This window comes from Enterobacter cloacae complex sp. P14RS (assembly GCF_014895895.1).
Lineage (GTDB): Bacteria > Pseudomonadota > Gammaproteobacteria > Enterobacterales > Enterobacteriaceae > Enterobacter > Enterobacter bugandensis.
Genome location: NZ_JADBQM010000002.1, coordinates 140,897 through 167,067 on the forward strand (window position 1 = coordinate 140,897; position 26,171 = coordinate 167,067).

Consider the following 26,171-nt stretch of genomic DNA (forward strand, 5'->3'; position numbering starts at 1 on the left):
CTGTCGAAGTCGACAAGCCAAACAAATTAGATGTGCTCGAACAACGCCATCGATTCCAGATGTCCAGTGTGCGGGAACATGTCCAGCATTGCCAGACGCCGAATCTGGTAACCCGCGCTGATTAACGCCTCACTGTCACGGGCAAGCGTTGACGAGTTACAGGAAACATAGACCACGCGCCTGGGCGCGAGTTTAATAACATGCGCCATGACGCCTGGGGCACCTGCACGCGCCGGGTCGAGCAGGATTTTGTCGAAACCCTGCTTTGCCCACGGCTGTTGAGTGACATCTTCCTCAAGATTTTGATGAAAGAATGTCACATTTTGCAAGCCGTTCTGCTCTGCGTTTTCCTGGCCTTTGACCACCAGCGCCTCAACGCCTTCCACCCCGACCACGCTTGCCGCTCTGCGCGCCAGCGGCAGGGTAAAGTTACCCATGCCGCAGAACAGATCGAGCACACGGTCAGTGGGCTGTACGTCAAGCCATTCCAGGGCCTTCGCCACCATTTGCTGGTTTATGCCGTCGTTGACCTGGATAAAATCACGCGGACTGAACGTTAAGCGTAGCCCGTCTGACGCATACCAGGGAGCTTCGCCCGATACCTGTTCAAGTATCTCGCTTTGCGGCGCGAGGAAAAGCGCAAGCTCATGAGAATGCGAAAAGCGTTCCAGTTTTTCGCGATCTTTTTTCGACAGCGGCACGGTGTGGCGCAGCACCATCAGCGGGCCGTTGTTCGCCAGCACCAGTTCAACGTGGCCCAATGAACGCACCCCGTCGAGCGATGCAAGACAGCGGTGCACGTCCGGAAGTAACGCCTCAAGATGGGGCACCAAAATGGGGCACCGCTTCACGTCAACAATATCGCTGGAGGCCGCTTTGCGAAAACCCATCTCCAGCCGCTCCGTTTTGGGCTGATAGCTCAGGCTCAGGCGCGCGCGGCGGCGATAGCCCCAGGGCTCATCGGCGATAATCTCGTCAACTTCGTGTTTAAGAAGGCGCGCCAGCGCGCGGCTTTTACTTTTTTGCTGTAATTCTGTGCTCGCATGCTGTTGCTGGCAGCCTCCGCACACGCCAAAATGGGGACAGCGGGGCTCCACGCGCTCCGGGCTCGCGTTGAGGCGACGCTTCACCTGTCCACGCGAGTACTGACGCTTGTCTTCCGTCAGCGTAATTTCTGCTCGTTCTCCTGGCAGCAAACCTGTTATAAACAGAGTCTTACCGTTGTGACGAGCCACTCCCTGACCAAACGGATCAAGGTCCGTGGCTTCAACAGTAATGATTTGACGCGTCGTCACGCGTCGCTTTGCAGAGTAGAATTGCGCCATCGCCGAGATTTTTCTCACATAAACATAATTATCTTAATTGTCCCATAACGGAACGCCATGACCAACTACAGCCTGCGCGCGCGCATGATGATTTTGATCCTCGCCCCCACCGTTCTCATCGGTTTGCTGCTGAGTATCTTCTTTGTGGTGCACCGCTATAACGATTTGCAGCGACAGCTGGAGGACGCAGGCGCCAGCATTATCGAACCGCTTGCCGTCTCCAGCGAGTACGGCATGAACCTGCAAAACCGCGAATCCATTGGGCAGTTAATCAGCGTGCTCCACCGTCGCCACTCGGATATCGTCCGTGCCATTTCCGTCTACGACGAACATAACCGCCTGTTTGTCACCTCAAACTTTCATCTCGATCCGGCGGCCCTGAAAATCCCGGACGGAACGCCCTTCCCGCGCCACCTCACCGTGTTGCGGCGCGGCGATATCATGATCCTGCGCACGCCGATCGTGTCGGAAAGCTATTCACCCGATGAGTCTGCGCAATCCGATGCCAAATCCAGCAATAACATGCTGGGATATGTAGCGCTTGAGCTGGATCTCAAGTCGGTACGGCTGCAGCAGTACAAAGAAATTTTTATCTCCGGCGTGATGATGCTGTTCTGCATTGGTATTGCGCTGATCTTCGGCTGGCGTCTGATGCGCGACGTCACGGGTCCCATCCGCAACATGGTTAATACCGTTGACCGCATCCGCCGGGGACAGCTCGACAGCCGCGTGGAAGGGTTTATGCTGGGCGAGCTGGATATGCTGAAAAATGGCATTAACTCGATGGCGATGTCGCTGGCGGCCTATCACGAAGAGATGCAGCATAACGTTGACCAGGCCACCTCTGACCTGCGCGAAACGCTGGAGCAGATGGAGATCCAGAACGTTGAGCTAGATCTGGCGAAAAAGCGCGCTCAGGAAGCGGCGCGTATTAAGTCTGAGTTTCTGGCCAATATGTCGCACGAGCTGCGTACGCCGCTGAATGGCGTGATCGGCTTTACCCGCCTGACCCTGAAAAGCGAGCTGAATCCTACTCAGCGGGATCACCTGCACACCATTGAACGTTCGGCCAATAACCTGCTGGCGATCATTAACGACGTGCTGGACTTCTCCAAGCTGGAGGCCGGCAAACTGATTCTGGAGAGCATCCCGTTCCCGCTGCGCAGTACGCTCGATGAAGTAGTGACTCTGCTCGCGCACTCGTCGCACGACAAGGGCCTTGAGCTAACGCTCAATATTAAAAACGACGTGCCGGACAACGTTATTGGCGATCCGCTGCGCCTGCAGCAGGTCATTACCAATCTTGTCGGGAATGCGATTAAATTCACCGAAAGCGGCAACATCGACATCCTGGTAGAAAAACGCGCCATCAGTAATAACAAGGTGCAGATTGAGGTTCAAATCCGCGATACCGGTATCGGCATTCCGGAGCGGGATCAGTCGCGTCTGTTCCAGGCCTTCCGTCAGGCAGACGCCAGCATCTCCCGCCGCCATGGCGGTACTGGATTGGGGCTGGTGATCACGCAGAGGCTGGTAAACGAGATGGGCGGCGATATCTCTTTCCACAGCCAGCCAAACCGCGGCTCAACCTTCTGGTTCCATATTAACCTCGACCTCAATCCGAACGTGCTGACCGACGGCCCGGTGACGGACTGTCTGAAAGGTAAGCGCCTGGCCTACGTCGAGCCTAACGCGGCAGCGGCGCAGTGCGCGCTGGATATTTTAAGCACCACGCCGCTGGAGGTGGTTTACAGTCCAACCTTCTCAGCCCTGGCCGTTGATCATTACGACATTTTGCTGATGGGGATCCCGGTGACCTTCACCGGCGAGCTGACCATGCAGCAGGAGCGGCTGGCGAAAGCCGCGTCGATGACCGACTATCTGCTGCTGGCGCTGCCCTGCCATGCCCAGCTTAATGCGGAAGAGTTGAAAAACGACGGTGCGGCCGCGTGCCTGCTTAAACCACTCACCGCGACCCGCCTGCTGCCCGCCCTTACGGAGTATTGCCGTCTTAGCCAGCACGCACTGCCGTTGATTAACGACGAGCAAAAACTGCCCATGAGCGTGATGGCGGTGGATGATAATCCGGCAAACCTGAAGCTAATCGGCGTATTGCTGGAAGACCAGGTTCAGCATGTTGAGCTGTGTACCAGCGGCGCCCAGGCGGTTGAACTGGCTAAACAGATGCAGTTCGACTTAATTCTGATGGATATTCAGATGCCGGGCATGGATGGCATTCGTGCCTGCGAGCTGATCCACCAGCTCCCGCATCAGCAGCAAACCCCGGTGATTGCGGTCACAGCGCATGCGATGGCCGGTCAGAAAGAGAAGCTACTGAGCGCCGGGATGAATGATTACCTGGCGAAACCTATCGACGAAGAGAAGCTTCATAACCTGCTGTTACGCTATAAGCCGGGGCACATTGGCGGAACATATACGGTTTTCAGCGAGCCGGTTGAGGTAAGCGTTAATCAAAATGCGACCTTTGACTGGCAGCTGGCGCTGCGCCAGGCGGCAGGTAAACCCGATTTAGCGCGAGAGATGCTGCAAATGCTGGTCGCGTTTCTGCCGGAGATCCGAAATAAGGTTGAAGAACAGCTGGTGGGCGAGAACCCGGAAGAGCTGCTGGAAGCGATCCACAAGCTGCACGGCAGCTGCGGCTACAGCGGCGTACCGCGGCTGAAAAACCTCTGCCAGCTGCTGGAGCAGCAGCTGCGCGCGGGTACGCCGGAATCGGAGCTTGAACCGGAGTTCCTGGAACTGCTTGATGAGATGGATAACGTGACGCGGGAAGCGATGAAGGTGTTGGGGAGCTGAGGTAAAAGCCCGGTGGCGCTACGCTTACCGGGCCTACAGGTGCGCTAACGTAGGCCGGGTAAGGCGAAGCCACCACCCGGCAATCACAGTTAAAATGCCTGCCCTACTTTCAGCACCGCCGCGATATTCCTTGCGGCCATCTGTACATTCGCGCTGGCATTTTCCAGCGCGTCCTCCAGCGAGCAGATGGTGTAGATTATGCTAAACACCGCGTCTAAGCCGTGATCGTGTACCACGCCAACATCCGCCGTCAGGCTGCCTGCAATGCCGATAACGGGCTTATTAAAGCGTTTCGCCACTTTCGCCACTCCTACCGGCACTTTGCCATGGATCGTCTGGCTGTCGATGCGGCCTTCCCCGGTGATCACCAGATCCGCATCGGCCACCTGGTCGGCCAGGTTTAGCGCATCGGTCACAATCTCAATGCCCTGGCGCAACTGCGCGCCACAAAAAGCGTACAGCGCTGCGCCCATGCCACCCGCCGCACCGCCGCCAGCAAGGTTGAGCACATCAATGTCCAGATCCCGGGCAATGACTCTCGCATAGTGCGCAAGCGCGTTGTCCAGGGTGACGATCATCTCGGGTGTGGCGCCCTTTTGCGGGCCAAATACCGCTGACGCGCCATCCTTACCGGTGAGCGGATTCGTCACATCGCAGGCGACTTCTATCCGGCACTCCGCCAGACGCTGGTCGAGGCCGCTCAGGTCAATCCGCGCAAGCTTATCCAGCTCGCCCCCGCCCTGCCCCAGCGGCTGTTCATTGTCGTCCAGCAGCTTCGCCCCCAGCGCCTGCACCATCCCGGCGCCGCCGTCATTGGTGGCGCTGCCGCCGATACCGATGATGATATGCTTAACGCCCGCATCCAGCGCGTGGCGGATAAGTTCCCCCGTGCCCCAGGAGGTCGTTTTCAGAGGGTCACGCAGTGAAGGGGCTACCAGTTCCAGACCGCTTGCCGCCGCCATTTCAATAAAGGCGCTCTGCTCGTCACCGGATATCCCATAAAACCCGTCCACGCGCTCGCCCAGCGGACCGGTCACCGGAACGTGCACAATGCGTCCCCGGGTTGCTGCGATCATCGCCTCAACCGTGCCTTCACCGCCATCAGCGACCGGCAGTTTGACGTACTCCGCCTCAGGGAAAATCTCGCGAAAACCGCGCTCGATCGCTGTCGCAACCTCAAGCGCACTCAAACTTTCCTTATACGAGTCCGGTGCGATAACAATTTTCATAAGCCATCCTTACGCATAGTCGTTACGTTAAGCATACACCACGTAGAAAACCGCTCATGGGAGCGGTCCCAATGCGTTTATCGTACCATGCACGGACGTTTATTGTCGAATGTCCAGTCAGGGATCAGGTACTGCATCGCCATCGCGTCGTCGCGCGCGCCCAGACCGTGTTTCTGATACAGCTCGTGTGCTTTCATTACCTGATCCATATCCAGCTCAACGCCCAACCCCGGCGTGGACGGCACCTGCACCATGCCACCTTTGATCTCAAACGGCTCTTTGGTGAGGCGCTGGTTACCCTCCTGCCAAATCCAGTGCGTGTCGATAGCGGTAATAGTGCCCGGCGCGGCGGCGGCAACGTGGGTAAACATCGCCAGCGACACGTCAAAATGGTTGTTGGAGTGCGAACCCCAGGTCAGGCCAAACTCGTGGCACATCTGCGCCACGCGTACCGAGCCCTGCATTGTCCAGAAGTGCGGGTCCGCCAGCGGGATATCCACCGATTGCAGAGAGAGCGTGTGCCCCATCTGACGCCAGTCGGTAGCGATCATATTGGTCGCGGTCGGTAGCCCCGTAGCGCGACGGAATTCCGCCATGACTTCGCGGCCCGAAAAGCCTTGCTCAGCCCCGCACGGATCTTCCGCGTACGCCAGCACGCCTTTCAGCTGCTTGCCAATATCGATCGCTTCATCAAGCGACCACGCGCCGTTCGGATCCAGCGTCACGCGCGCCTGCGGGAAACGTTTTGCCAGCGCGGTAATGGCTTCCGCCTCCTCTTCCCCCGCCAGCACGCCGCCTTTCAGTTTGAAATCATTGAAGCCATATTTTTCATACGCGGCTTCTGCCAGCCACACCACCGCATCCGGGGTCATCGCTTCTTCGTGACGTACGCGGTACCAGTCGCATTGGTCATCCGGCTGGCTCTGATACGGCAGCGGCGTCAGCTTGCGGTCGCCGACAAAGAACAGATAGCCGAGCATCTCCACTTCACTGCGCTGCTGGCCCTCGCCCAGCAGCGACGCGACGTTAACGCCCAGGTGCTGGCCCAGCAGATCCAGCATCGCGGCTTCAATGCCGGTCACCACGTGGATAGTGGTGCGCAAATCGAAGGTTTGCAGGCCGCGGCCGCCGGCATCGCGATCGGCAAAGGTGTTGCGCACGGTGTTGAGGACATTTTTGTACTCACCCAGCGTTTTGCCCACCACCAGCGGAATGGCATCCTCCAGCGTTTTGCGGATCTTCTCCCCGCCCGGAATTTCACCCACGCCGGTATGACCGGCATTGTCTTTGATAATGACAATATTGCGCGTGAAGAACGGCGCATGCGCCCCGCTCAGGTTCATCAGCATGCTGTCATGACCTGCGACCGGAATGATTTGCATGGAGGTGACGACAGGGGTCGTAAAAGTACTCATCGTGTAATCCTTTTATCAGTGACGTCCAAAAACAGGGCGCTTACGGTCAAATGTCCAGCCGGGGATAAGGTACTGCATCGGGCCCGCGTCGTTACGCGCGCCGCCCGGTAGCTTTTTATACGCCTCATGGGCTTGATGAACCTGATCCCAGTCAAGCTCCACGCCCAGCCCCGGCGCATCGGGTACGGCAATTTTACCGTTTTTGATCTCCAGCGGATTTTTCGTCAGGCGAGCTTCGCCTTCCTGCCAAATCCAGTGGGTGTCGATGGCGGTCGGGTTACCCGGCGCCGCCGCGCCAACGTGGGTAAACATTGCCAGCGAGATATCGAAATGGTTGTTGGAGTGGCAGCCCCAGGTCAGGCCCCAGTCATCGCACAGCTGCGCCACGCGCACCGCGCCGGAGAGCGTCCAGAAGTGCGGGTCTGCCAGCGGAATGTCGACGGCGTTCAGCATCACCGCGTGGCCCATTTCGCGCCAGTTGGTGGCGATCATATTGGTCGCAACCGGCAGCCCGGTGGCGCGGCGGAATTCGGCCATCACCTCGCGGCCTGAGAAGCCCTGCTCGGCGCCGCACGGGTCTTCCGCATAGGTCAGCACGTCACCGAGACCTTTACACAGGCTAATCGCCTCATCCAGCAGCCAGGCGCCGTTCGGGTCAACGGTGATGCGCGCCTCCGGGAAGCGTTTTTTCAGCGCCCGGGCCGTTTCAATCTCCTGCTCGCCGGGCAGCACGCCGCCTTTCAGCTTGAAATCCTTAAAGCCGTAGCGATCCTGCGCAGCTTCAGCCAGGCGCACAACCGTCTCGCTGGAGAGCGCTTCCTGATGGCGTAGCTGATACCAGTCGTGGTCACCCGGTGAACGAGCCAGATAGGGGAGATCGGTTTTATTGCGATCGCCAACGTAGAACAGATAGCCCAGCACGGTGACCGCATCGCGCTGTTTGCCTGGCCCCAGCAGTTCACAGACCGGAACGTTAAGGGCTTTACCGAGTAAATCCAGCAGCGCCGCTTCCAGGGCGGCGACCGCATTGACGCGCAGTTCAAACGTCCACGCGCCCTTGCCGAAAGTATCAAAGTCCGCCGACTGATTGCCCTTATGCACCCGCTGAACCACCTTGTTCAGACGAGCCACTTCCTGGCCCACGACCTGTGGAATAGCCTCTACCAGGGTCTGGTAGATCACTTCCCCGCCGGGGGCTTCACCTACCCCGGTGTTGCCTGCGCTATCGGTCAGCACCACGATATTGCGGGTAAACCATGCGTTATGCGCGCCGCCAATATTGAGCAGCATGCTGTCCTGACCGGCCACCGGGATAACTTTCATTTCCGTGACGACAGGGCTTGATTGTGTTGTCATCATCCGCGCTCCACAACAGGTTTAAGTTCGACGCGTTTAATATCGCCCACCAACACCAGGTAACTCAGCACCGCCACCAGGGCATGCACACCAACGTAGATCAGCGCGCCGTTGAAAGACCCCGTGGTGCCGACGATGTAGCCGATAGCGATAGGTGTAACAATCCCGGAAACGTTGCCGAACATATTGAACAGACCGCCGCTCAGGCCGCTGATCTCTTTCGGTGCCGTATCCGCCATCACCGCCCAGCCCAGCGCGCCAATCCCTTTGCCGAAGAAGGCCATCGCCATAAAGCCGATAATCATCCACTCGGCACTGACGTAGTTACAGAACACCATGGTCATGGAAAGCAGCATGCCGAGCACAATCGGCGTTTTACGCGCGATGTTCAGCGAACCCGTGCGGCGCATCAGCCAGTCGGAAATGACCCCGCCAAGCACGCCGCCGATGAAGCCGCAGATTGCCGGGACCGAGGCAACAAACCCCGCTTTGAGGATCGACATGCCGCGCGCCTGCACCAGATAAACCGGGAACCAGGTGATAAAGAAGTAGGTTAAGGCGTTGATACAGTACTGACCGAGATAGATACCGATCATCATGCGCGAGCCGACGAGCTGCTTGATCTGCGCCCATTTCTGGCTGAAGGGGACTTTTGCTTTGTCAGATTTCTGATCCATATTGATCAGCGCCCCGCCCTCAGCAATGTATTCCAGCTCCTTCTTGTTCACGCCAGGGTGCTGATTCGGTTCGTGGATCACTTTCAGCCAGATAAAGCTGATGACGATCCCAAGCCCGCCCATAAAGAAGAAGACGTGCGACCAGCCCACCTCATGCGTCAGCCAGCCCATAATGGGCGCAAAGATCACCGTTGCGAAATACTGGGCGGAGTTAAAAATCGCCACCGCTGTTCCCCTCTCCTGCGCAGGAAACCAGGCCGCGACAATGCGGCTGTTGCCCGGGAAGGAAGGGGCTTCCGCCAGGCCTACCAGAAAGCGCAGCGTAAAGAGCGCCACGATAATGCCAAAGCCGCTGAAGATATCGACGAAACCCTGCAAAAGGGTAAAAGCAGACCAGATAAAGATGGACCAGAAATAGACGCGTTTAGAGCCAAAACGGTCCAGCAGCCAGCCGCCAGGAATTTGGCCGATGACGTAGGCCCACGAGAATGCAGAGAAAACGTAACCCATGCCCACCGGATCAAGGCCGATGTCTTTTGCCATTTCCGAGCCGGCAATCGACAGCGTGGCGCGGTCACCATAGTTAAAGGACGTGACGATAAACAGCATCACCACTATCCAGTAGCGGGCGTTAGTGCGCTTTTCAGCGCTGCTCGCTGCGTGGCTTAATGTACTCATTGTTGCACTCCTGAAACATAGCTTTCGCCTGTTCATTCTGTACAGCACCGGTAGGGTAATCAGAATGAGATAAGTTTTTGTCGTTTTAGTACGGCCTGAAGCCGTTTTATTGTGACCGGAAAAGTATATGAAGGAGTGACAGGTTCGCTCACCGTGCAGAAACACAACATTGAGGAGTGTGGGGAACGTGGTTTGAGGCATAAGCCCAAAGCAGTGGAAGATACTTCACGGAATTGAGGATTTGATGCGGCTTTGTTGCCGGGTGGCGGCTACGCCTTACCCGGCCTACGAAACTATTTAAGAAGCGTTGCCCAGTGTTCAACCCACGGGTTCGACTCGCTTTCGGGTTCAGGATGCTCGCCGGCATCAATCAACAGCATCTCGCCGACGCGCTGGGCGCTCTGTTCCTGAAGAAGCGCATCGAACTGCTTGCCGCCGCCGCAGAAGTTGGCGTAAGAGCTATCGCCGAGGGCAATAATGCCGTAGTGAACGTCCGGCTGGTAGCCAAGCCGATCTTTAATGCCCTGGAAAAGCGGCACGATGCTGTCCGGGAGATCGCCCTGACCGGTGGTGGAGGTCACTACCAGAATGTATTTATCTTTATACTTTTCCCAGTCCGCCAGTTCCGGGTCTTCATAGACCGTGGCTTTATGGCCCTGGCTTGTCAAAATCGCCTCAGCCTCTTCCGCTACCAGCAGCGAGTTGCCGTACATTGTGCCGACAAAAATGCCTACTTCAGCCATGCTTTGCTCCCGTAATTATTGCGCTTACCGTTCATCCTGAACGTTGCCTGATACAAACTCAACCCTTTCATTTTCGGGGAGTTGTCCCCGCCAGCCAAACTGTGACAGCGCCTGCATCCAGACGTCGTCCAGCCCGGCACGAATAATCAGTGGTTCACCGGTAAACGGGTGAATCAGGCTAAGCTCGCTGGCGTGCAGCATCAGTCTGTTACAGCCAAAATGCTCTGCCGCGCTGCGGTTCTGGCGCAGATCGCCGTGCTTGCTGTCGCCAATAATCGGGTGGCGCAGGTGCGCAAGATGACGGCGAAGCTGGTGCTTGCGTCCGGTTTTGGGCAAAAGCTCAACCAGGCTGTAGCGCGTGGTGGGGAATTTGCTGGTTGCTACCGGCATTTCCGTTGTCGCCATGCCGCGATAATCCGTCACCGCGGGCTGCGGGCCTTTGTCATCGCGGGCAAATTTATCGGCGATTTTGTCCAGCTCCTCCACCAGCGGATAGTCCAGCGTGGCGGATTCGGTCAGCCAGCCACGAACGATCGCGTGGTAGCGCTTCTGGATCTGGTGCTGTTCGAACTGCTGCGCCAGCAGGCGGCCCGCCTCGCTGGAAAGCCCCATCAGCAGCACGCCGGAAGTCGGTCTGTCGAGGCGGTGCGCGGTAAACACATGCTGACCAATCTGATCGCGCACGGTTTGCATTACCACCACTTTCTCATCGCGATCCAGCCAGCTGCGGTGCACCAGCCAGCCAGACGGTTTATTCACCGCCACCAGCCACTCGTCCTGATAGAGGATTTCCAGCGTCATGCCTCTTCACCGGCAAACAGGGCGTCCAGTTTTTCCAGCTCAACCAGCATCACATCGCGCGCAGGGTGCGTCGCCTCAAGCGCCATTTCATAGTAGGGAGAAACGGCGAACGCCTGCGGCAAAGGGTGACCGCCTTCCAGCAGCGCGTGCATGCGCGGAATTAATACCCACTGGAGCCACTCGAACGGTGCCAGCGTATCCAGGCAGAATGGCTGGGTACTGGCAAACGCTTCCGGATTCGGCGCGGTCTCCTGCCACAGCTGATGCTGGCGCAAAAGGGCTTCGATGGCATGCAACTGAGCACGAACGCTATCGTGTTGCGTCATAGTAACCTCAACTGAAAAAGTGAACGGCGCGCAGCATAGCATTGCGGAAGACAGAAATAAAAAAGGGAGCACTGTAAAAACAGTGCTCCCGGTTCGTTTCGCAGCATTCCAGCTACAATTCGTGCTCCCTGCTCTTCCGTGACAACTTTTCCTGATGCCCGAAGGCCTGGTCATCCTTATACCTTTTGCATCCTGCACACATCTTCCTGACGTGTTTGTTTCATCCTGAAACGTCCTGGCCTTCCTGACCCACCGACCATCCTGTTCGGTTCTCGTTCTCCTTCCTGGAGGTGTCCCTTACGCGTCCTGCGTTATCCTTTTGCTTCATCCTGAAGCCTTCCTGCAGCGCCATCCTGACGTGTCCTGAGTAAGAAACGCCATCATCCTGATGTTCGTTTCTCATGTCGGCGTCCTGTCGACGGAGATAGAATCCGCTATTCCGCTTCGTCTTACAACCCACCCTTGCAGCACTGTAAGCCGTAAGAAATCCCTAAAAAAGATGCGATGAACAACTAATTCTTTGAAAAACAGAGTGATATTAATCTGAATTAAATAAGGCAATACTGAATGATCCAGCGATCTCTCACAAACCTTGTAAGAGATCTCTCACACGCGTCGTAGCATCATGGATTACAGAAGTGGCTCAAGCCGGGTAAGGAAATCCGCAAGAGAGGGGGCGAGCGTTTCGCGATTGCGGGTACCGATGGTCTCTTTAATCACTTCCCCGGACAGGTTGCAGACGGATATCACATCCAGTTCGCTGTCCAGCGTGGCAATAAAGAGCGTCGGAGAAAGCTTAAGGCGTTTTTGCGTGACCAGATGACCAATCAGGTTTTCCTGAACACGCTGCAGATCGTCTTCGCTCCAGGTCTGCAACAGCGTCAGCGTCAAATCACCCAAGCGCGCGAGCATATCCCCTGCAAACTGCGTGGCATAAAACGCGTGAACCGCTGGTTGTACCACAAGGTCCATAGCCCGTTCAACCGCATTTACATTTTGCTCAGCGGTATTAGGCTTCGGCTGCCAGATAACATAGTCATCCTGCGAAGAGATAATGCACGGCGACGGCACGCCATATAAATCAGCGCTTTGCGGCCATGTTCCGTGCTTTTCATGCCACGCGTCGCAATAGCGGGTTGTGAAGGTAGTAAGGGCATTTGCAGTTTCGATGTCCACCGATTTCTCTCTTCTTGTAAGACAGGATAAACTCTGCCCATAAGTGTACCTGTAAAGTGGCTATGAAACATGTCTTACGAAAATCATCAGGCGTTAACCGGCCTAACGCTGGGTAAATCGACCGATTACCGCGATACCTACGATGCAAGCCTGCTGCAGGGCGTGCCGCGCAGCCTGAACCGCGATCCTCTTGGACTGCATGCGGACGCATTGCCGTTTGTCGGCGGCGATATCTGGACGCTGTACGAACTCTCCTGGCTTAACGCGCGCGGTTTGCCACAGGTGGCCGTGGGCCACGTTGAGCTGGACTATGCCAGCGTGAACCTGGTGGAATCCAAAAGCTTTAAGCTCTATCTCAACAGCTTCAACCAGACCCGATTCAACAGCTGGGACGAGGTTCAGCAAACGCTGGAGCGGGATTTAGCCGCCTGCGCGCAGGGGAACGTGTCCGTCTCGTTATACCGCCTGCACGAGCTGGAAGGACAGCCCATTGCCCATTTCCACGGAACCTGCATCGACGAGCAGGACATCGAGGTAGAGAATTATGAATTCAGCGCCGATTACCTCGAAAACGCGGCGGGCGGAAAAGTGGTTGAAGAGACGCTGGTCAGCCATTTGCTGAAGTCTAACTGCCTGATTACCCACCAGCCGGACTGGGGTTCGGTGCAGATCCAGTACCGCGGCCCGAAAATTGACCGGGAAAAACTGCTGCGCTATCTGGTGTCGTTCCGCCATCACAACGAATTTCACGAGCAGTGCGTGGAGCGTATTTTTAACGATATTCAGCGTTTCTGCCAGCCGGAGAAACTGAGCGTTTACGCGCGCTATACCCGCCGTGGCGGGCTGGACATTAACCCGTGGCGCACCAACACCGATTTTGTGCCAGCAACGGGCCGGCTGGTGCGTCAATAATATAAATATTTTCACAATATGCGTGCGGTATTCCGCCGAAGTGTTGTGAAACGTCACGCGCCAGGGCTATTGTAATCAAAGGGAATGACGATAATCGTCCCATAAGGAGCTCACTTGATTACACATATTAGCCCGCTTGGCTCAATGGATATGTTGTCGCAGCTGGAAGTGGACATGCTTAAACGCACGGCCAGCAGCGATCTTTATCAACTGTTTCGTAACTGTTCACTTGCCGTACTGAACTCCGGAAGCCTGACAGATAACAGTAAAGAACTGCTGTCCCGCTTCGAAAGCTTTGATATTAACGTGCTGCGCCGCGAGCGTGGCGTGAAACTGGAAGTGATCAACCCGCCGGAAGAGGCCTTTGTCGACGGGCGTATCATTCGTTCCCTTCAGGCCAACCTGTTTGCCGTCCTGCGCGACATCCTGTTTGTTAACGGGCAGATTCACAACGCGGGCCGCTTCCAGCATCTCGACCTGGAAAGCTCCGTTCATATCACCAACCTGGTGTTCTCTATTCTGCGCAACGCCCGCGCCCTGCACGTTGGCGAAGCACCAAACATGGTCGTCTGCTGGGGCGGCCACTCGATTAACGAAACCGAATATCTCTATGCCCGTCGGGTCGGAACACAGCTTGGCCTGCGCGAGCTGAATATCTGTACCGGCTGTGGTCCGGGTGCAATGGAAGCACCAATGAAAGGTGCAGCTGTGGGTCATGCGCAGCAGCGTTACAAAGAGGGGCGGTTTATCGGCATGACCGAGCCGTCAATCATCGCCGCTGAGCCGCCTAACCCGCTGGTCAATGAGCTGATTATCATGCCGGATATAGAGAAGCGTCTTGAGGCGTTTGTCCGTATCGCTCACGGGATTATCATCTTCCCGGGCGGCGTGGGAACGGCGGAAGAGCTGCTCTATCTGCTGGGGATTCTGATGAACCCGGCCAACAAAGATCAGGTTCTACCGCTGATCCTGACCGGCCCGAAAGAGAGCGCCGACTACTTCCGCGTGCTGGACGAGTTTATCGTGCATACGCTGGGAGAAGCCGCGCGTCGTCACTATCGCATCATCATTGATGATGCGGCGGAAGTGGCGCGCCAGATGAAAAAAGCGATGCCGCTGGTGAAAGAGAATCGTCGTGATACCGGTGATGCGTACAGCTTTAACTGGTCAATCCGCATTGCGCCTGACCTGCAGATCCCGTTCGAGCCGACCCATGAAAATATGGCGAACCTGAAACTCTACCCGGACCAGCCGGTGGAAGTGCTGGCCGCCGACCTGCGTCGCGCCTTCTCCGGGATTGTGGCGGGCAACGTGAAGGAGATGGGCATCCGCGCGATTGAGCAGTATGGTCCGTACAAGATCCACGGCGACCCGGAGATGATGCGCCGTATGGACGACATGCTTCAGGGCTTTGTGGCTCAACACCGCATGAAGTTGCCGGGTTCAGCCTACATTCCGTGCTACGAAATCTGCACGTAACGCTCAGTTTCTTCTTCTCAAAGCCGGGGCACCCTGTAGCGGGTCCCGGCTTTTTTATTAGCGAATCAATTCATAGGCCTCACTTATAACTTTAACAAACTTACGGCGAACGCAATCGATTACCTCCATTTAACAACCGTAATTTATCAGCCTTAAACTAAATTACCCGCAAGAAAATCCTAAAAATCCATATCTTTACAGCGGAAGACACCTATATTGCGGGCCGCTCTTTTAGCCCACATGTCGTTGGTGGTAGCCTTCGCGCCCGTAAATTCTATTTGATGTTTTTTTAACAGATAAATGGTCTAAAGATGCCCACATCATAAGTGGATTATTGCATTTGGGATCGCGATCACTGATAGATTCATAACGAGAATGTATCTTTCCGCCCGCCAATAGTTACGGGCGAAAATTATTAAAAAACCGTCACTGAACGAATTTCATATTACCGTCAGGCACTTTTTCATCGGATTTGACTAAAAACCTGACAATTTGCTTCCTCCAGGAGATACAGATGGAAACCACTCAAACCAGCACCGTTGCTTCGATTGAATCCCGAAGTGGTTGGCGCAAAACGGATACCATGTGGATGCTGGGCCTTTACGGCACGGCAATCGGCGCTGGTGTACTGTTCCTTCCTATCAACGCAGGCGTCGGCGGTCTGATTCCGCTGATCATCATGGCCATCATCGCCTTCCCGATGACCTACTTCGCACACCGCGGTCTGACCCGCTTCGTGCTGTCCGGTAAAAACCCGGGCGAAGACATCACCGAAGTGGTTGAAGAACATTTCGGCGTTGGCGCAGGTAAACTGATTACCCTGCTCTACTTCTTCGCGATTTACCCAATCCTGCTCGTCTACAGCGTGGCGATCACCAACACCGTAGAAAGCTTCATGACGCACCAGTTGCACATGACGCCGCCACCGCGTGCCATTCTGTCTCTGATCCTGATCGTCGGCATGATGACCATCGTGCGCTTCGGCGAGCAGATGATTGTTAAGGCCATGAGCGTGCTGGTCTTCCCGTTTGTGGCTGCGCTGATGCTGCTGGCCTGCTACCTGATCCCACAGTGGAACGGTGCAGCGCTGGAAACCCTGTCCCTGAGCAGCGCGTCTGCGACCGGTAACGGCCTGCTGATGACCCTGTGGCTGGCGATCCCGGTAATGGTCTTCTCCTTCAACCACTCCCCAATCATCTCCTCTTTCGCCGTGGCGAAACGCGAAGAGTACGGTAATGGTGCAGAGAAGAAGTGCTCCAGCATCCTGGCCCGCGCTCACGTGATGATGGTGCTGACCGTGATGTTCTTCGTCTTCAGCTGCGTACTGAGCCTCTCCCCGGCGGACCTGGCGGCAGCGAAAGAACAGAACATCTCTATTCTGTCTTACCTGGCGAACCACTTTAACGCACCGCTGATTGCGTGGATGGCACCGATCATCGCGATGATCGCCATCACCAAATCCTTCCTGGGCCACTACCTGGGCGCGCGTGAAGGCTTCAACGGTATGGTGATTAAATCTCTGCGCGGTAAAGGCAAGAGCATTGAAATCAACAAGCTGAACAAAATCACTGCACTGTTCATGCTGCTCACCACCTGGGCGGTAGCGACCCTGAACCCAAGCATCCTGGGCATGATTGAAACCCTGGGTGGCCCGGTTATCGCGATGATTCTGTTCCTGATGCCGATGTACGCGATTCAGAAAGTGCCTGCCATGCGCAAGTACAGCGGCCAGGTCAGCAACGTGTTTGTGGTTATCATGGGCCTTATCGCTATCTCTGCGATCTTCTACTCCCTGTACACCATGTTCTGATGAACGCCCGCGCCGCCTTCGGGCGGCGCACTCCTCCCCCTCTGACTGAAAGCAATGGACGCATCATGATTAGCGTATTCGATATTTTCAAAATCGGTATTGGTCCTTCCAGCTCTCACACCGTCGGACCAATGAAAGCCGGTAAGCAGTTCACGGATGACTTGATTGCACGCGGCATTCTGCACGACATCACCCGCGTGGTTGTCGATGTGTACGGCTCGCTTTCCCTGACCGGGAAAGGCCACCATACCGATATCGCCATTATCATGGGCCTGGCGGGAAATCTGCCGGATACCGTTGATATTGACGCGATCCCTGGCTTCATCCAGGACGTGAACACCCACGGTCGTTTGCTGCTGGCAAACGGTGAGCATGAGGTTGAATTCCCGGTTGACCACTGCATGAATTTCCATGCGGACAACCTGTCGCTGCACGAAAACGGCATGCGCATTACCGCGCTGGCCGGCGACAAAGCGGTTTACAGCCAGACGTATTACTCCATCGGCGGCGGCTTTATCGTCGATGAAGACCACTTTGGTCAAACCACCACCTCTTCTGTTGAGGTCCCGTATCCGTACAAAACCGCGGCAGATCTCCAGCGCCACTGCCAGGAGACGGGGCTTTCCCTCTCCGGCCTGATGATGAAAAACGAGCTGGCCCTTCACAGCAAAGAGGAGCTGGAACAGCATTTCGCTAGCGTCTGGGAAGTGATGCGCGGCGGCATTGAGCGCGGGATCACCACCGAAGGCGTTCTGCCGGGCAAGCTTCGCGTACCGCGTCGTGCGGCGGCGCTACGTCGTATGCTGGTGAGCACCGACAAAACGACAACGGACCCGATGGCCGTCGTCGACTGGATCAACATGTTCGCCCTGGCGGTGAACGAAGAGAACGCCGCAGGGGGCCGCGTCGTCACGGCGCCAACCAACGGTGCCTGCGGTATCGTTCCGGCCGTGCTGGCGTACTACGACAAGTTTATCCGTGAAGTGAACGCTAACTCCCTGGCGCGCTACCTGCTGGTCGCCAGCGCGATTGGTTCTCTGTATAAAATGAACGCTTCCATTTCCGGTGCGGAAGTAGGCTGTCAGGGCGAAGTCGGCGTGGCATGCTCCATGGCGGCAGCGGGCCTGGCGGAACTGTTGGGCGCAAGCCCGGCGCAGGTCTGCATCGCTGCGGAAATCGGCATGGAACATAACCTGGGGCTAACCTGCGATCCGGTTGCCGGACAGGTACAGGTGCCGTGCATCGAGCGTAACGCCATCGCCTCCGTCAAAGCGGTGAACGCGGCGCGTATGGCGCTGCGCCGCACCAGTGAGCCGCGCGTCTGTCTCGATAAAGTTATCGAAACCATGTACGAAACCGGTAAAGATATGAACGCCAAATACCGCGAAACCTCTCGCGGCGGCCTGGCGATGAAGATCGTAACCTGCGATTAAGCCTCTCAGGAAGCCTCGTTTTGCGAGGCTTCTTCCTGTTTTCCCTCACGCTATTCGTTTCATCCTGCCGACAGTGATACCCTTTACCCATTAGATTTAAGGGAGAATATCTGTGGCTGTTCATTTGCTTATCGTCGACGCGCTCAATCTGATTCGCCGAATCCATGCGGTACAAGGCACGCCCTGCAAGGACACCTGCCTGCACGCGCTGGAGCAGCTTATTCGCCACAGCGAGCCGACGCACGTCGTGGCCGTGTTTGATGACGAAGCGCGCAACAGCGGCTGGCGACATCAGCGCCTGCCCGACTACAAGGCTGGACGCGCGCCGATGCCGGACGATCTCCATGCCGAAATGCCCGCTCTGCGTGCCGCCTTTGAGCAGCGTGGCGTCCCCTGCTGGGGTGCACAGGGCAATGAAGCCGACGATCTCGCGGCCACCCTGGCCGTAAAAGTGGCAAGTGCCGGGCATCAGGCCACTATCGTTTCAACTGACAAAGGCTACTGCCAGCTGCTCTCCCCAACTATCCGCATTCGCGACTATTTTCAAAAACGCTGGCTGGACGCGCCGTTTATTGCCAGCGAGTTCGGCGTCTTGCCTGAGCAACTGCCGGATTATTGGGGTCTGGCAGGCATCAGCAGCTCTAAGGTTCCGGGTGTCGCCGGTATTGGACCAAAGAGCGCCGCCCAGTTGCTGACCGATTTTCAGAGTCTGGAAGGGATTTACGCCCGTCTGGATGAGGTGCCTGAAAAGTGGCGCAAGAAGCTGGAAGCGCATAAAGAGATGGCGTTTATCTGCCGCGAGGTGGCGACGCTACAGACGGATTTACAGCTGGACGGGAATTTACAGCAGTTGCGGTTAGAACGTTAAAACGTCAACACCGTTTTGTAGGCCCGGTAAGCGCAGCGCCACCGGGCAAAACAAAGCACGCACTATCGCTCGTCGCGACGTCCCCCTACAGCCGCCCACCAGCGACGGATGTGTACCGTCACCTCTTCGCGGTCGTGGTACAACTGACGCGCCTGGATCTCCACGTTAATACCGTGCTCATCCAGCTGTGCCTGAATATAGGCCAGGTTCTGGGATACCTCCTCGTAGCGCTTTTTCATCGGCAGCTTGAGGTTGAAAATGGTCTCACGGCACCAGCCGTTCACCAGCCAGGAGGCCATCAGCGCGGCCACTTTCGCCGGCTTCTCCACCATGTCGCACACCATCCACGAGATGTTGTTGCGGGTTGGGCGATAGCGGAAACCGTCTTCTCGCAGCCAGGTGACCTGCCCTGTGTCCATCAGGCTTTGCGCCATTGGACCGTTATCCACAGACGACACCCACATGTTGCGTTTCACCAGCTGATAGGTCCAGCCGCCCGGGCACGCGCCAAGGTCGACGGCATACATGCCGTTAGCCAGACGCTCGTCCCACTCATCTGCCGGGATAAAGACGTGAAACGCCTCTTCCAGCTTCAGGGTTGAACGGCTCGGCGCATCTGCCGGGAACTTCAGGCGCGGGATGCCCATAAAGAATGGCGAATTGTTATTGGTGTACGAATAGCCCGCATAGCAGCAGCCCGGTGCGATAAAGAAGATATGCACCACCGGACGCTTCGGCGTTTCGTAGTTTGTCAGTATGCCCGCGTCACGCAGCGCTGCGCGCAGCGGCACGGTGAACTTACGGCAAAACTTCATCAGCTCTTTGCTTTCGTTGGTATCGGCAACCTCAACGCGCAGGTCGCCGCCCTTCTCCACCACGCCCTGCAGCATGCCCACAATCGGCGTGATGCGATCTTCCGGCGGAAGATCTTTCAGCAACTCACCCGCGACGAACATCTGGCGGGCGAAAATCAGCGAGCTGAACGGCAGCTCGCGCGCCAGCTTGTCGGCGTCTTCAGGCTGATAACATTCGAATACCACATAGCCCGCATTTTCTTTTACGCGAGCAAAGCCGAAGACTTCGCGCTTCGCCGCTTTATCGGTAATTTCCGCGGCGCACTCTTTCTCAAACCCCGGGCGACAATATAAAACAACCTTATTCATGAACAACGCCCTTGCGTTTCAGACGGATAGCTCCGATAAACATTAATACCCAACCCGCCAGGAAGCTCACGCCGCCGACAGGTGTAACAAACGCCCACAGGCGCAAATGCGAGAGGGCCAGACAGTAAAGGCTGCCGCTAAACAGCACGGTACCCAGCGCCATAAATACGCTACTCCAGTAAAACCAGATGCTTATCCGGCGCTGCATCGCTACCGCCAGCCCAAAAATAGCCAGCGTATGAAACGCCTGGTATTCAAGGCCGGTCTGGATCCAGCCCATCTCGACGGCGCCCAAAGACTTGCTCAATACGTGCGCGCCAAAGGCGCCCAGTGCAACAAAAATAAAGCCACTCACCGCGGCAAAAATCAGCATGAATCGGCTGGTCATGTTTAAGTCCTGAATTAATGCGTGCCCGGCACACAAACGTTATTGTTCATACCTGAAGCGGAATTTTTCTTGCTCGCTTGCCGCTTTCGCCAGTATCCACTGCCGGAAGGCGGCTATTTTACCCAGTTCTGCCTGACTGTCATGACAAACCAGATAAAATGCATTCTTGCTGACCAGTACATCATTAAAAGGGCAAACCAGACGGCCTGCCTCAATTTCGGACTGCGCCATCACGTTGTTCGCCAACGCCACGCCCTGTCCGTGAATGGCAGCCTGCAGCACCATCGCACTATGGCTAAAAATGGGGCCCTGCTGCACGTTTATATGACTAAGACCTAATTGACGGGTATAAGTTTGCCAGTCGCGGCGAGAGGCATCATGTAAAAGCGTATGCTGCGCCAGGTCAGCGGGTGTTTTCAGCGCCTTGTCGCCTGTTAAAAGCAGAGGCGAACAGACCGGCAGCAGATATTCTGCGTATAATTTCTCGACACGCAAGCCCGGCCAGTTGCCGCGACCATAAAAAATGGCGACATCCACATCATCGGCCAGCTTGTCTTCCTGACGATCCACCGCCTGGATTCGAACGTCGATCCCCGGATAAGCTGAGTTAAAGCTTGAGAGTCTAGGCACCAGCCACTGAATGGCAAAACTGGGCAATAAACTAACAGTCAGGGCACCTTTTGCACTGCGGGCCTGCAGCTTACGCGTGGCTTCCGTGAGCTGGGAAAAAATCTCTTTAATATCCTGAAAATAGCTCTGCCCCTCTTCGGTCAGCAGCAAGGAACGATTGCGTCGGCGGAACAGCTTAAGGCCCAGGAAATCCTCCAGGGACTTGATTTGGTGACTTACTGCGGCCTGTGTCACAAAAAGCTCATCTGCCGCACGGGTGAAGCTCAGGTGACGTGCTGCTGCATCAAAAACGCGTAATGCATTAAGGGGTGGCAATCGCTTTGACATGGTTATCTGGCTTAGATGTTAACGGAATTTAACAAACAGGAAACAACGTTTAACCTATTAGTTTTTTTTATCTGAGCCATTATAATTTGTCCGTTGAGGAACTACCAGCAAATACCTATAGTGGCGGCACTTCCTGAGCCGGAACGAAGAGCTTTTTTCGGAATGCGTGTTCTGAAGGGCTTTTGGCTTACGGTTGTGATGTTGTGTTGTTGTGTTTGCAATTGGTCTGCGATTCAGACCACGGTAGCAACGCTACCAATTTTTCACTTCCTGTACATTTACCCTGTCTGTCCATAGTGATTAATGTAGCACCGCCAATTTGCGGTGCTTTTTTTTCGCCTGCGATCGGTTAATGCTCGATCTCTTTCATCTCTTTCACGTCCGTGCGGTTGATCTGCTGCTTGTTCCCGTTAGCATCTTTGTACGAAATCATCCCGGTATCGTTATCGGTAGTCGGTTTCCCTTCCGAAACGATAGAACGACCATCGTTTGTGTGCATCACGTAGTTGTTACCAGAACAGGCGCTCAGGGCAAAAGTAAACGCACAGGCAGAAATGATTGCAGCTGTCTTATTCATGATTATTCTCCTTTAGCAATTAATGCTATTCAAACCTCGATTTATAACAGGCTAAAACATCCGCCTAACACTATTTAGCATAACCTGCTTTTTCGAGGTCGCCAGGATAAGCAGACAAATCTGATAGATATCAACCTCCTTGCCCTGCCGCTGAAATTGCGCGACGATCTCTCTATCGACACGAGGAATTCCATGAACGCTTTCAGTCCTGCGCAGTTTCGCGCACAGTTTCCGGCGCTGGCCGATGCCGGTATTTATCTTGATAGCGCCGCCACGGCCCTGAAGCCCCAGGCGGTGATCGAGGCCACGCAGCAGTTCTACAGCCTGAGCGCCGGCAACGTACATCGCAGCCAGTTTGCCGAAGCGCAGCGCCTGACCGCGCGCTATGAAGCCGCACGCGATCAGGTTGCACGCCTGATCAATGCCGAAAGCGGGAAAAATATCGTCTGGACGCGCGGTACGACTGAAGCCATCAATATGGTGGCCCAGTGCTATGCCCGCCCGCTGCTGCAGCCAGGGGACGAGATCATTGTCAGCGAAGCAGAGCACCACGCTAACCTGGTGCCGTGGCTGATGGTGGCTGAGCAAACGGGCGCGCGCGTTATTAAGCTCCCGTTGAGTGCAGACTTTCTGCCTGACGTGGCCCGTCTCCCTGAGCTGATTACCCCCCGCAGCCGTATTCTGGCGCTGGGGCAGATGTCCAACGTCACCGGCGGCTGTCCGGATCTGGCTCGCGCCATTGAGATTGCCCATGCCAGCGGCGTGGTGGTGATGGTCGACGGTGCTCAGGGCGTGGTTCATTTCCCCGCTGATGTGCAGGCGCTGGATATCGACTTCTACGCCTTCTCCGGGCACAAACTCTACGGGCCAACCGGGATTGGCGCGCTGTACGGTAAGCCAGAACTGCTGGCAAAAATGACGCCGTGGCTCGGCGGCGGCAAAATGATTACCGAAGTGACCTTCGACGGTTTTAAAACGCAGGAGGTGCCTTACCGTCTGGAAGCGGGCACGCCGAACGTGGCCGGGGTCATCGGCCTGAGCGCCGCACTTGAATGGCTGGCGGAAACGGACGTGGTTCAGGCGGAAAGCTGGAGCCGAGGGCTGGCGACGCTGGCTGAGGAAGAACTGAAAAAACGCCCGGGTTTCCGCTCGTTCCGCGTTCAGGATTCCAGCCTGCTCGCCTTTGATTTTGCTGGTGTGCATCATAGCGATATGGTGACGCTGCTGGCCGGGTACGGCATTGCCCTGCGCGCCGGACAGCACTGCGCCCAGCCGCTGCTGGCGGCGCTCGGCGTCAGCGGTACGCTGCGCGCCTCGTTTGCGCCGTATAATACCCAAAGCGATGTCGATGCGCTGGTTAGCGCCATTGACCGCGCCCTTGAAATACTGGTGGATTAATGACTAGCGCTGCTTTAGCCGGACATCCGTTTGGCACGGTCATCACTGAAGAGACCTTAAAACAGACCTTCGCCCCGCTCCAGCAGTGGGAAGATAAATATCGTCAGCTGATCCTGCTGGGTAAACAGCTCCCAGCTCTTTCCGACGATCTTAAAGCGCAGGCGAAAGAGATTGCGGGCTGTGAAAACCGCGTCTGGCTGGGCGTGAGCGTCTCCGGCGAGAAGCTGCATTTCTTCGGCGACAGCGAAGGGCGCATCGTCCGGGGCCTGCTGGCGGTCCTGTTAACCGCCATTGAGGGGAAAAGCGCGGCGGAATTGTTAACGCGCTCGCCGCTGGCGCTGTTCGACGAGCTGGGGCTGCGCGCGCAGCTTAGCGCCTCGCGCGGTCAGGGCCTGATCGCGCTCAGCGACGCGGTGCTGGACGCCGCACGTCAGGCTCAGGCCTGACGTTCCGCCTTCGCCATCATCTTCTTCAGGGCGTGAGAGACCGCCACAAAGCCAAAAGAGGCGGTTACCATGGTGGCCGCTCCAAAGCCTGACGCGCAGTCCATGCGTTTTGGCCCTTCCGCCGTGCTTTTCATCGCACAAACTGAACCATCCGCCTGCGGGTAGACCAGCGCTTCGGTGGAGAACACGCAGTCGACGCCCAGCTTGCCCTTGCTGTTCTTCACCACATTGAAGTCGCTCTTCAGGCGTTCACGCAGCTTGGCAGCCAGCGGATCCTGAATGGTTTTCGCCAGATCGGCAACCTGGATCTGCGTGGGATCGATTTGCCCGCCCGCGCCGCCGGTCGTGATCAGCGGCACCTTGTAACGACGGCAGTATGCGATCAGCGCCGCTTTAGGCCGCACGCTGTCGATGGCGTCAATCACATAGCTGTAGCCTTTGCTCATGTACTCCGCGACGTTATCTGCCGTCACAAAGTCGTCGATCACCGTCACCCGACACTCCGGATTGATGAGACGAATGCGCTCCGCCATCACCTCGGACTTCGCCAGGCCGACGTTATCACGCAGGGCGTGGATCTGACGGTTAGTGTTGGTCACACAAACGTCATCCATATCAATCAGCGTGATTGCGCCAATCCCGGTTCTCGCCAGCGCTTCCGCCGCCCAGGAGCCGACACCGCCAATGCCCACGACGCAGACGTGCGCATCCGCAAACAGCTGCAGGGCTTTTTCACCATAGAGACGTGCCGTGCCGCCAAAACGCTGGCGCCAGGCATCGCTGATTACCACAGACATAAAACCTCAGATGTAAAAAGGGTGAGGTTTTCCTCACCCTGAACAGTAATCCGTATTGCGCTCAGAATACCACAATCAGCCGCTGAATACGTTTCCGGTGCCCGGCGCGGCCTTCAGCACCCATACGCGTCCGTAGTGGTTATACCAGCCTGCACGGTGACCGGCATCCGGGCCAATGCCCTGATAGATATCAAAGTGCTGGCCCTTAATCGCTCCGCCCACATCCAGGGCTACCATCAGACGCAGCTCATATTTGCCGTTGAACTTGCCGTTGTTGTCGAGCAGAGGGACTTCCGCCAGCAGCGTGGTACCCGCAGGAATGATAGAACGATCCGATGCCACCGACGCGCGGCCAATCAGCGGCACGGCGCTGGCCCCTTTCACCGGCGCGAAGTTTTGCGGCTTGAAGAAGACGAACGATGGGTTCTGCTCCAGCAGCTCGCGCACCTCGGCTTCACTGTGCTTTTCGCCCCACTCGCGGATCGCCTGCATCGACATATCTTCTTTTTTCACTTCGCCGCGGTCAATCAGCACCTTACCGATGCTGCGGTAGGCATGGCCGTTTTTCCCGGCATAGCTGAAGAAGTTAAGCGGTGAACCGTCGCCAAAATCAATGTAACCGCTGCCCTGCACGTCCATGATGAAATTATCCATCAGGGAGTTGCTGTAGGCCAGGACGTAGTTTTCGCTCAGCGCACCGGCGTAGATTTCGGCGCGGGACGGCAGACGGCCGCGTTTTGGCGGCATACGGTAGATAGGGTACTGGAACTCGCCCTGGCGCGTGTGTCGCGCCTGAACCACGGGCGTGTAATAGCCGGTGAACTGGACGTTGCCGTAGTTATCCGCCCCTTCCATTTGCCAGGCATCAATACCAAACTGGCGCATGTTGCGCGTATCGCCGCCCGCCTTCAGCCAGTCCTGTACCGCGCTATAAACATTGTTCTGTGCGCTATACAGACGCGGCGACGCGTTGCGGATCTGGTAGACCTGCTCGGAGAAATCACCGGCGTTGATCGGCGCGCCAACGGCGTCAGGCTGATTAACTAAAGAGAAAGGCTGGGATAACTTCCCGTCTTTATACTGCTGACCGCGATCGGTCGGTTTGGAAGAACAGGCCGCAAGAATCGCTACCATTGCGCCCGCCATAAGATACTTCGCCCAACGTCCTTTCATTATATCTCGTCTTTAAGTTGCCCATTTCCGCGTGATGAAGATAACAAACCGACAAAGCGAATGAAATGCGATCGCATGCCCTTTGGCAAATTCAGAGCAAAAAATAGTCTAAATGTCGCAATGCCGTTCACTTTATATACAAAGTTAATGATTTATGTGAAAAAGGGGTTGCATCACAAACCTATCCGAGTATAGTGCGCTTCCACGGACGCGGGGTGGAGCAGCCT

General features: G+C 56.3%; 23 protein-coding genes. 8 read left to right on the forward strand and 15 right to left on the reverse strand.

Annotated elements, in window-relative coordinates:
- Positions 1–26 precede the first annotated feature (26 nt).
- On the reverse strand, positions 27–1,325 hold the full coding sequence (gene rlmD, locus IM295_RS01825; protein ID WP_193066138.1) for a 23S rRNA (uracil(1939)-C(5))-methyltransferase RlmD: 1,299 nt from the start codon (positions 1,323–1,325) through the stop codon (positions 27–29).
- A 57-nt stretch (positions 1,326–1,382) separates the two neighbouring features.
- Here rlmD and barA point away from each other — a divergent pair, with 57 nt between their 5' ends.
- Positions 1,383–4,142: a two-component sensor histidine kinase BarA gene (gene barA, locus IM295_RS01830; RefSeq protein ID WP_048998526.1), complete on the forward strand. Its 2,760-nt coding sequence runs from the start codon at positions 1,383–1,385 to the stop codon at positions 4,140–4,142.
- 89 nt (positions 4,143–4,231) lie between these two features.
- Here the strand turns inward: barA and IM295_RS01835 are convergent, their stop codons facing one another.
- The 8 genes from IM295_RS01835 to syd all read right to left on the reverse strand — a co-directional run bounded on the left by IM295_RS01835 (position 4,232) and on the right by syd (position 12,543).
- A complete protein-coding gene (locus IM295_RS01835; protein WP_193066139.1) occupies positions 4,232–5,371 on the reverse strand; it encodes a glycerate kinase in 1,140 nt (379 codons plus the stop codon).
- 77 nt (positions 5,372–5,448) lie between these two features.
- Entirely contained in the window at positions 5,449–6,786 is a 1,338-nt protein-coding gene (gudD, locus tag IM295_RS01840; protein WP_193066140.1) for a glucarate dehydratase, read from the reverse strand.
- A gap of 15 nt (positions 6,787–6,801) precedes the next feature.
- The gene (locus tag IM295_RS01845) at positions 6,802–8,142 is read right to left on the reverse strand and encodes an enolase C-terminal domain-like protein (protein WP_069732813.1); all 1,341 of its coding nucleotides are present in this window, start codon (positions 8,140–8,142) and stop codon (positions 6,802–6,804) included.
- Positions 8,142–9,497, reverse strand: a complete 1,356-nt coding sequence (gene gudP, locus IM295_RS01850) for a galactarate/glucarate/glycerate transporter GudP (RefSeq protein ID WP_041908405.1) — start codon at positions 9,495–9,497, stop codon at positions 8,142–8,144. Before gudP ends, IM295_RS01845 begins: the two co-directional genes overlap by 1 nt.
- A 293-nt stretch (positions 9,498–9,790) precedes the next feature.
- Positions 9,791–10,240 (reverse strand): flavodoxin, encoded by a 450-nt coding sequence (locus IM295_RS01855; RefSeq protein ID WP_028014263.1) that lies wholly within the window; start codon positions 10,238–10,240, stop codon positions 9,791–9,793.
- Between the two features lie 24 nt (positions 10,241–10,264).
- Positions 10,265–11,041, reverse strand: coding sequence for a tRNA pseudouridine(65) synthase TruC (truC, locus tag IM295_RS01860; RefSeq protein WP_045261316.1), 777 nt, complete (start codon positions 11,039–11,041; stop codon positions 10,265–10,267).
- Positions 11,038–11,367 carry a YqcC family protein gene (locus tag IM295_RS01865; protein ID WP_028014265.1) on the reverse strand — a complete coding sequence of 110 codons (330 nt, stop codon included), beginning with the start codon at positions 11,365–11,367 and terminating at the stop codon, positions 11,038–11,040. The genes truC and IM295_RS01865 overlap by 4 nt, the downstream gene beginning before the upstream one ends.
- Positions 11,368–11,997: 630 nt before the next feature.
- Positions 11,998–12,543, reverse strand: a complete 546-nt coding sequence (gene syd, locus IM295_RS01870) for a SecY-interacting protein (RefSeq protein WP_048998513.1) — start codon at positions 12,541–12,543, stop codon at positions 11,998–12,000.
- A gap of 69 nt (positions 12,544–12,612) precedes the next feature.
- Between syd and queF the strand changes: the two genes are divergently transcribed.
- From queF to xni, 5 genes are all read left to right on the forward strand, one after another.
- The gene (gene queF, locus IM295_RS01875; protein WP_048957216.1) at positions 12,613–13,455 is read left to right on the forward strand and encodes an NADPH-dependent 7-cyano-7-deazaguanine reductase QueF; all 843 of its coding nucleotides are present in this window, start codon (positions 12,613–12,615) and stop codon (positions 13,453–13,455) included.
- Positions 13,456–13,569: 114 nt separating this feature from the next.
- Positions 13,570–14,934 (forward strand): nucleotide 5'-monophosphate nucleosidase PpnN, encoded by a 1,365-nt coding sequence (ppnN, locus tag IM295_RS01880; protein ID WP_023309027.1) that lies wholly within the window; start codon positions 13,570–13,572, stop codon positions 14,932–14,934.
- Positions 14,935–15,448: 514 nt separating this feature from the next.
- The gene (locus IM295_RS01885; RefSeq protein WP_028014268.1) at positions 15,449–16,744 is read left to right on the forward strand and encodes an HAAAP family serine/threonine permease; all 1,296 of its coding nucleotides are present in this window, start codon (positions 15,449–15,451) and stop codon (positions 16,742–16,744) included.
- 65 nt (positions 16,745–16,809) lie between these two features.
- The gene (sdaB, locus tag IM295_RS01890) at positions 16,810–18,177 is read left to right on the forward strand and encodes an L-serine ammonia-lyase II (RefSeq protein ID WP_028014269.1); all 1,368 of its coding nucleotides are present in this window, start codon (positions 16,810–16,812) and stop codon (positions 18,175–18,177) included.
- Between the two features lie 112 nt (positions 18,178–18,289).
- Entirely contained in the window at positions 18,290–19,045 is a 756-nt protein-coding gene (gene xni, locus IM295_RS01895; protein WP_028014270.1) for a flap endonuclease Xni, read from the forward strand.
- A 62-nt stretch (positions 19,046–19,107) separates the two neighbouring features.
- Here the strand turns inward: xni and rlmM are convergent, their stop codons facing one another.
- The 4 genes from rlmM to IM295_RS01915 form a co-directional block, all read right to left on the reverse strand.
- A complete protein-coding gene (gene rlmM, locus IM295_RS01900) occupies positions 19,108–20,208 on the reverse strand; it encodes a 23S rRNA (cytidine(2498)-2'-O)-methyltransferase RlmM (protein ID WP_028014271.1) in 1,101 nt (366 codons plus the stop codon).
- Positions 20,201–20,596: a DUF423 domain-containing protein gene (locus tag IM295_RS01905; RefSeq protein WP_028014272.1), complete on the reverse strand. Its 396-nt coding sequence runs from the start codon at positions 20,594–20,596 to the stop codon at positions 20,201–20,203. Before IM295_RS01905 ends, rlmM begins: the two co-directional genes overlap by 8 nt.
- Before the next feature lie 39 nt (positions 20,597–20,635).
- A complete protein-coding gene (gene gcvA, locus IM295_RS01910; RefSeq protein ID WP_014885066.1) occupies positions 20,636–21,553 on the reverse strand; it encodes a glycine cleavage system transcriptional regulator GcvA in 918 nt (305 codons plus the stop codon).
- 349 nt (positions 21,554–21,902) lie between these two features.
- Positions 21,903–22,130, reverse strand: coding sequence for a YgdI/YgdR family lipoprotein (locus IM295_RS01915; RefSeq protein WP_008499648.1), 228 nt, complete (start codon positions 22,128–22,130; stop codon positions 21,903–21,905).
- A 192-nt stretch (positions 22,131–22,322) separates the two neighbouring features.
- Between IM295_RS01915 and csdA the strand changes: the two genes are divergently transcribed.
- Entirely contained in the window at positions 22,323–23,528 is a 1,206-nt protein-coding gene (gene csdA / locus IM295_RS01920; protein ID WP_045261321.1) for a cysteine desulfurase CsdA, read from the forward strand.
- Positions 23,528–23,974: a cysteine desulfurase sulfur acceptor subunit CsdE gene (gene csdE, locus IM295_RS01925; protein ID WP_045261322.1), complete on the forward strand. Its 447-nt coding sequence runs from the start codon at positions 23,528–23,530 to the stop codon at positions 23,972–23,974. The genes csdA and csdE overlap by 1 nt, the downstream gene beginning before the upstream one ends.
- On the opposite strand, the gene tcdA is transcribed toward csdE, so the two are convergent.
- Positions 23,965–24,771 carry a tRNA cyclic N6-threonylcarbamoyladenosine(37) synthase TcdA gene (gene tcdA / locus IM295_RS01930; RefSeq protein ID WP_045261323.1) on the reverse strand — a complete coding sequence of 269 codons (807 nt, stop codon included), beginning with the start codon at positions 24,769–24,771 and terminating at the stop codon, positions 23,965–23,967. The genes csdE and tcdA overlap by 10 nt on opposite strands.
- A 75-nt stretch (positions 24,772–24,846) precedes the next feature.
- Positions 24,847–25,944, reverse strand: a complete 1,098-nt coding sequence (mltA, locus tag IM295_RS01935) for a murein transglycosylase A (RefSeq protein WP_045261324.1) — start codon at positions 25,942–25,944, stop codon at positions 24,847–24,849.
- Between the last annotated feature and the right edge of the window lie 227 nt (positions 25,945–26,171).

Excerpts from the sequence above, each read along its gene's own strand:
- truC (WP_045261316.1), bottom strand. The coding sequence starts at position 11,041 with ATGACGCTGGAAATCCTCTATCAGGACGAGTGGCTGGTGGCGGTGAAT.
- gudD (WP_193066140.1), bottom strand. The coding sequence starts at position 6,786 with ATGAGTACTTTTACGACCCCTGTCGTCACCTCCATGCAAATCATTCCG.
- queF (WP_048957216.1), top strand. The coding sequence starts at position 12,613 with ATGTCTTACGAAAATCATCAGGCGTTAACCGGCCTAACGCTGGGTAAA.
- gcvA (WP_014885066.1), bottom strand. The coding sequence starts at position 21,553 with ATGTCAAAGCGATTGCCACCCCTTAATGCATTACGCGTTTTTGATGCA.
- IM295_RS01905 (WP_028014272.1), bottom strand. The coding sequence starts at position 20,596 with ATGACCAGCCGATTCATGCTGATTTTTGCCGCGGTGAGTGGCTTTATT.
- gudP (WP_041908405.1), bottom strand. The coding sequence starts at position 9,497 with ATGAGTACATTAAGCCACGCAGCGAGCAGCGCTGAAAAGCGCACTAAC.
- IM295_RS01855 (WP_028014263.1), bottom strand. The coding sequence starts at position 10,240 with ATGGCTGAAGTAGGCATTTTTGTCGGCACAATGTACGGCAACTCGCTG.
- mltA (WP_045261324.1), bottom strand. The coding sequence starts at position 25,944 with ATGAAAGGACGTTGGGCGAAGTATCTTATGGCGGGCGCAATGGTAGCG.
- barA (WP_048998526.1), top strand. The coding sequence starts at position 1,383 with ATGACCAACTACAGCCTGCGCGCGCGCATGATGATTTTGATCCTCGCC.
- rlmM (WP_028014271.1), bottom strand. The coding sequence starts at position 20,208 with ATGAATAAGGTTGTTTTATATTGTCGCCCGGGGTTTGAGAAAGAGTGC.
- csdA (WP_045261321.1), top strand. The coding sequence starts at position 22,323 with ATGAACGCTTTCAGTCCTGCGCAGTTTCGCGCACAGTTTCCGGCGCTG.
- IM295_RS01835 (WP_193066139.1), bottom strand. The coding sequence starts at position 5,371 with ATGAAAATTGTTATCGCACCGGACTCGTATAAGGAAAGTTTGAGTGCG.
- IM295_RS01845 (WP_069732813.1), bottom strand. The coding sequence starts at position 8,142 with ATGACAACACAATCAAGCCCTGTCGTCACGGAAATGAAAGTTATCCCG.
- sdaB (WP_028014269.1), top strand. The coding sequence starts at position 16,810 with ATGATTAGCGTATTCGATATTTTCAAAATCGGTATTGGTCCTTCCAGC.
- IM295_RS01915 (WP_008499648.1), bottom strand. The coding sequence starts at position 22,130 with ATGAATAAGACAGCTGCAATCATTTCTGCCTGTGCGTTTACTTTTGCC.
- rlmD (WP_193066138.1), bottom strand. The coding sequence starts at position 1,325 with ATGGCGCAATTCTACTCTGCAAAGCGACGCGTGACGACGCGTCAAATC.
- csdE (WP_045261322.1), top strand. The coding sequence starts at position 23,528 with ATGACTAGCGCTGCTTTAGCCGGACATCCGTTTGGCACGGTCATCACT.
- tcdA (WP_045261323.1), bottom strand. The coding sequence starts at position 24,771 with ATGTCTGTGGTAATCAGCGATGCCTGGCGCCAGCGTTTTGGCGGCACG.
- IM295_RS01885 (WP_028014268.1), top strand. The coding sequence starts at position 15,449 with ATGGAAACCACTCAAACCAGCACCGTTGCTTCGATTGAATCCCGAAGT.
- IM295_RS01865 (WP_028014265.1), bottom strand. The coding sequence starts at position 11,367 with ATGACGCAACACGATAGCGTTCGTGCTCAGTTGCATGCCATCGAAGCC.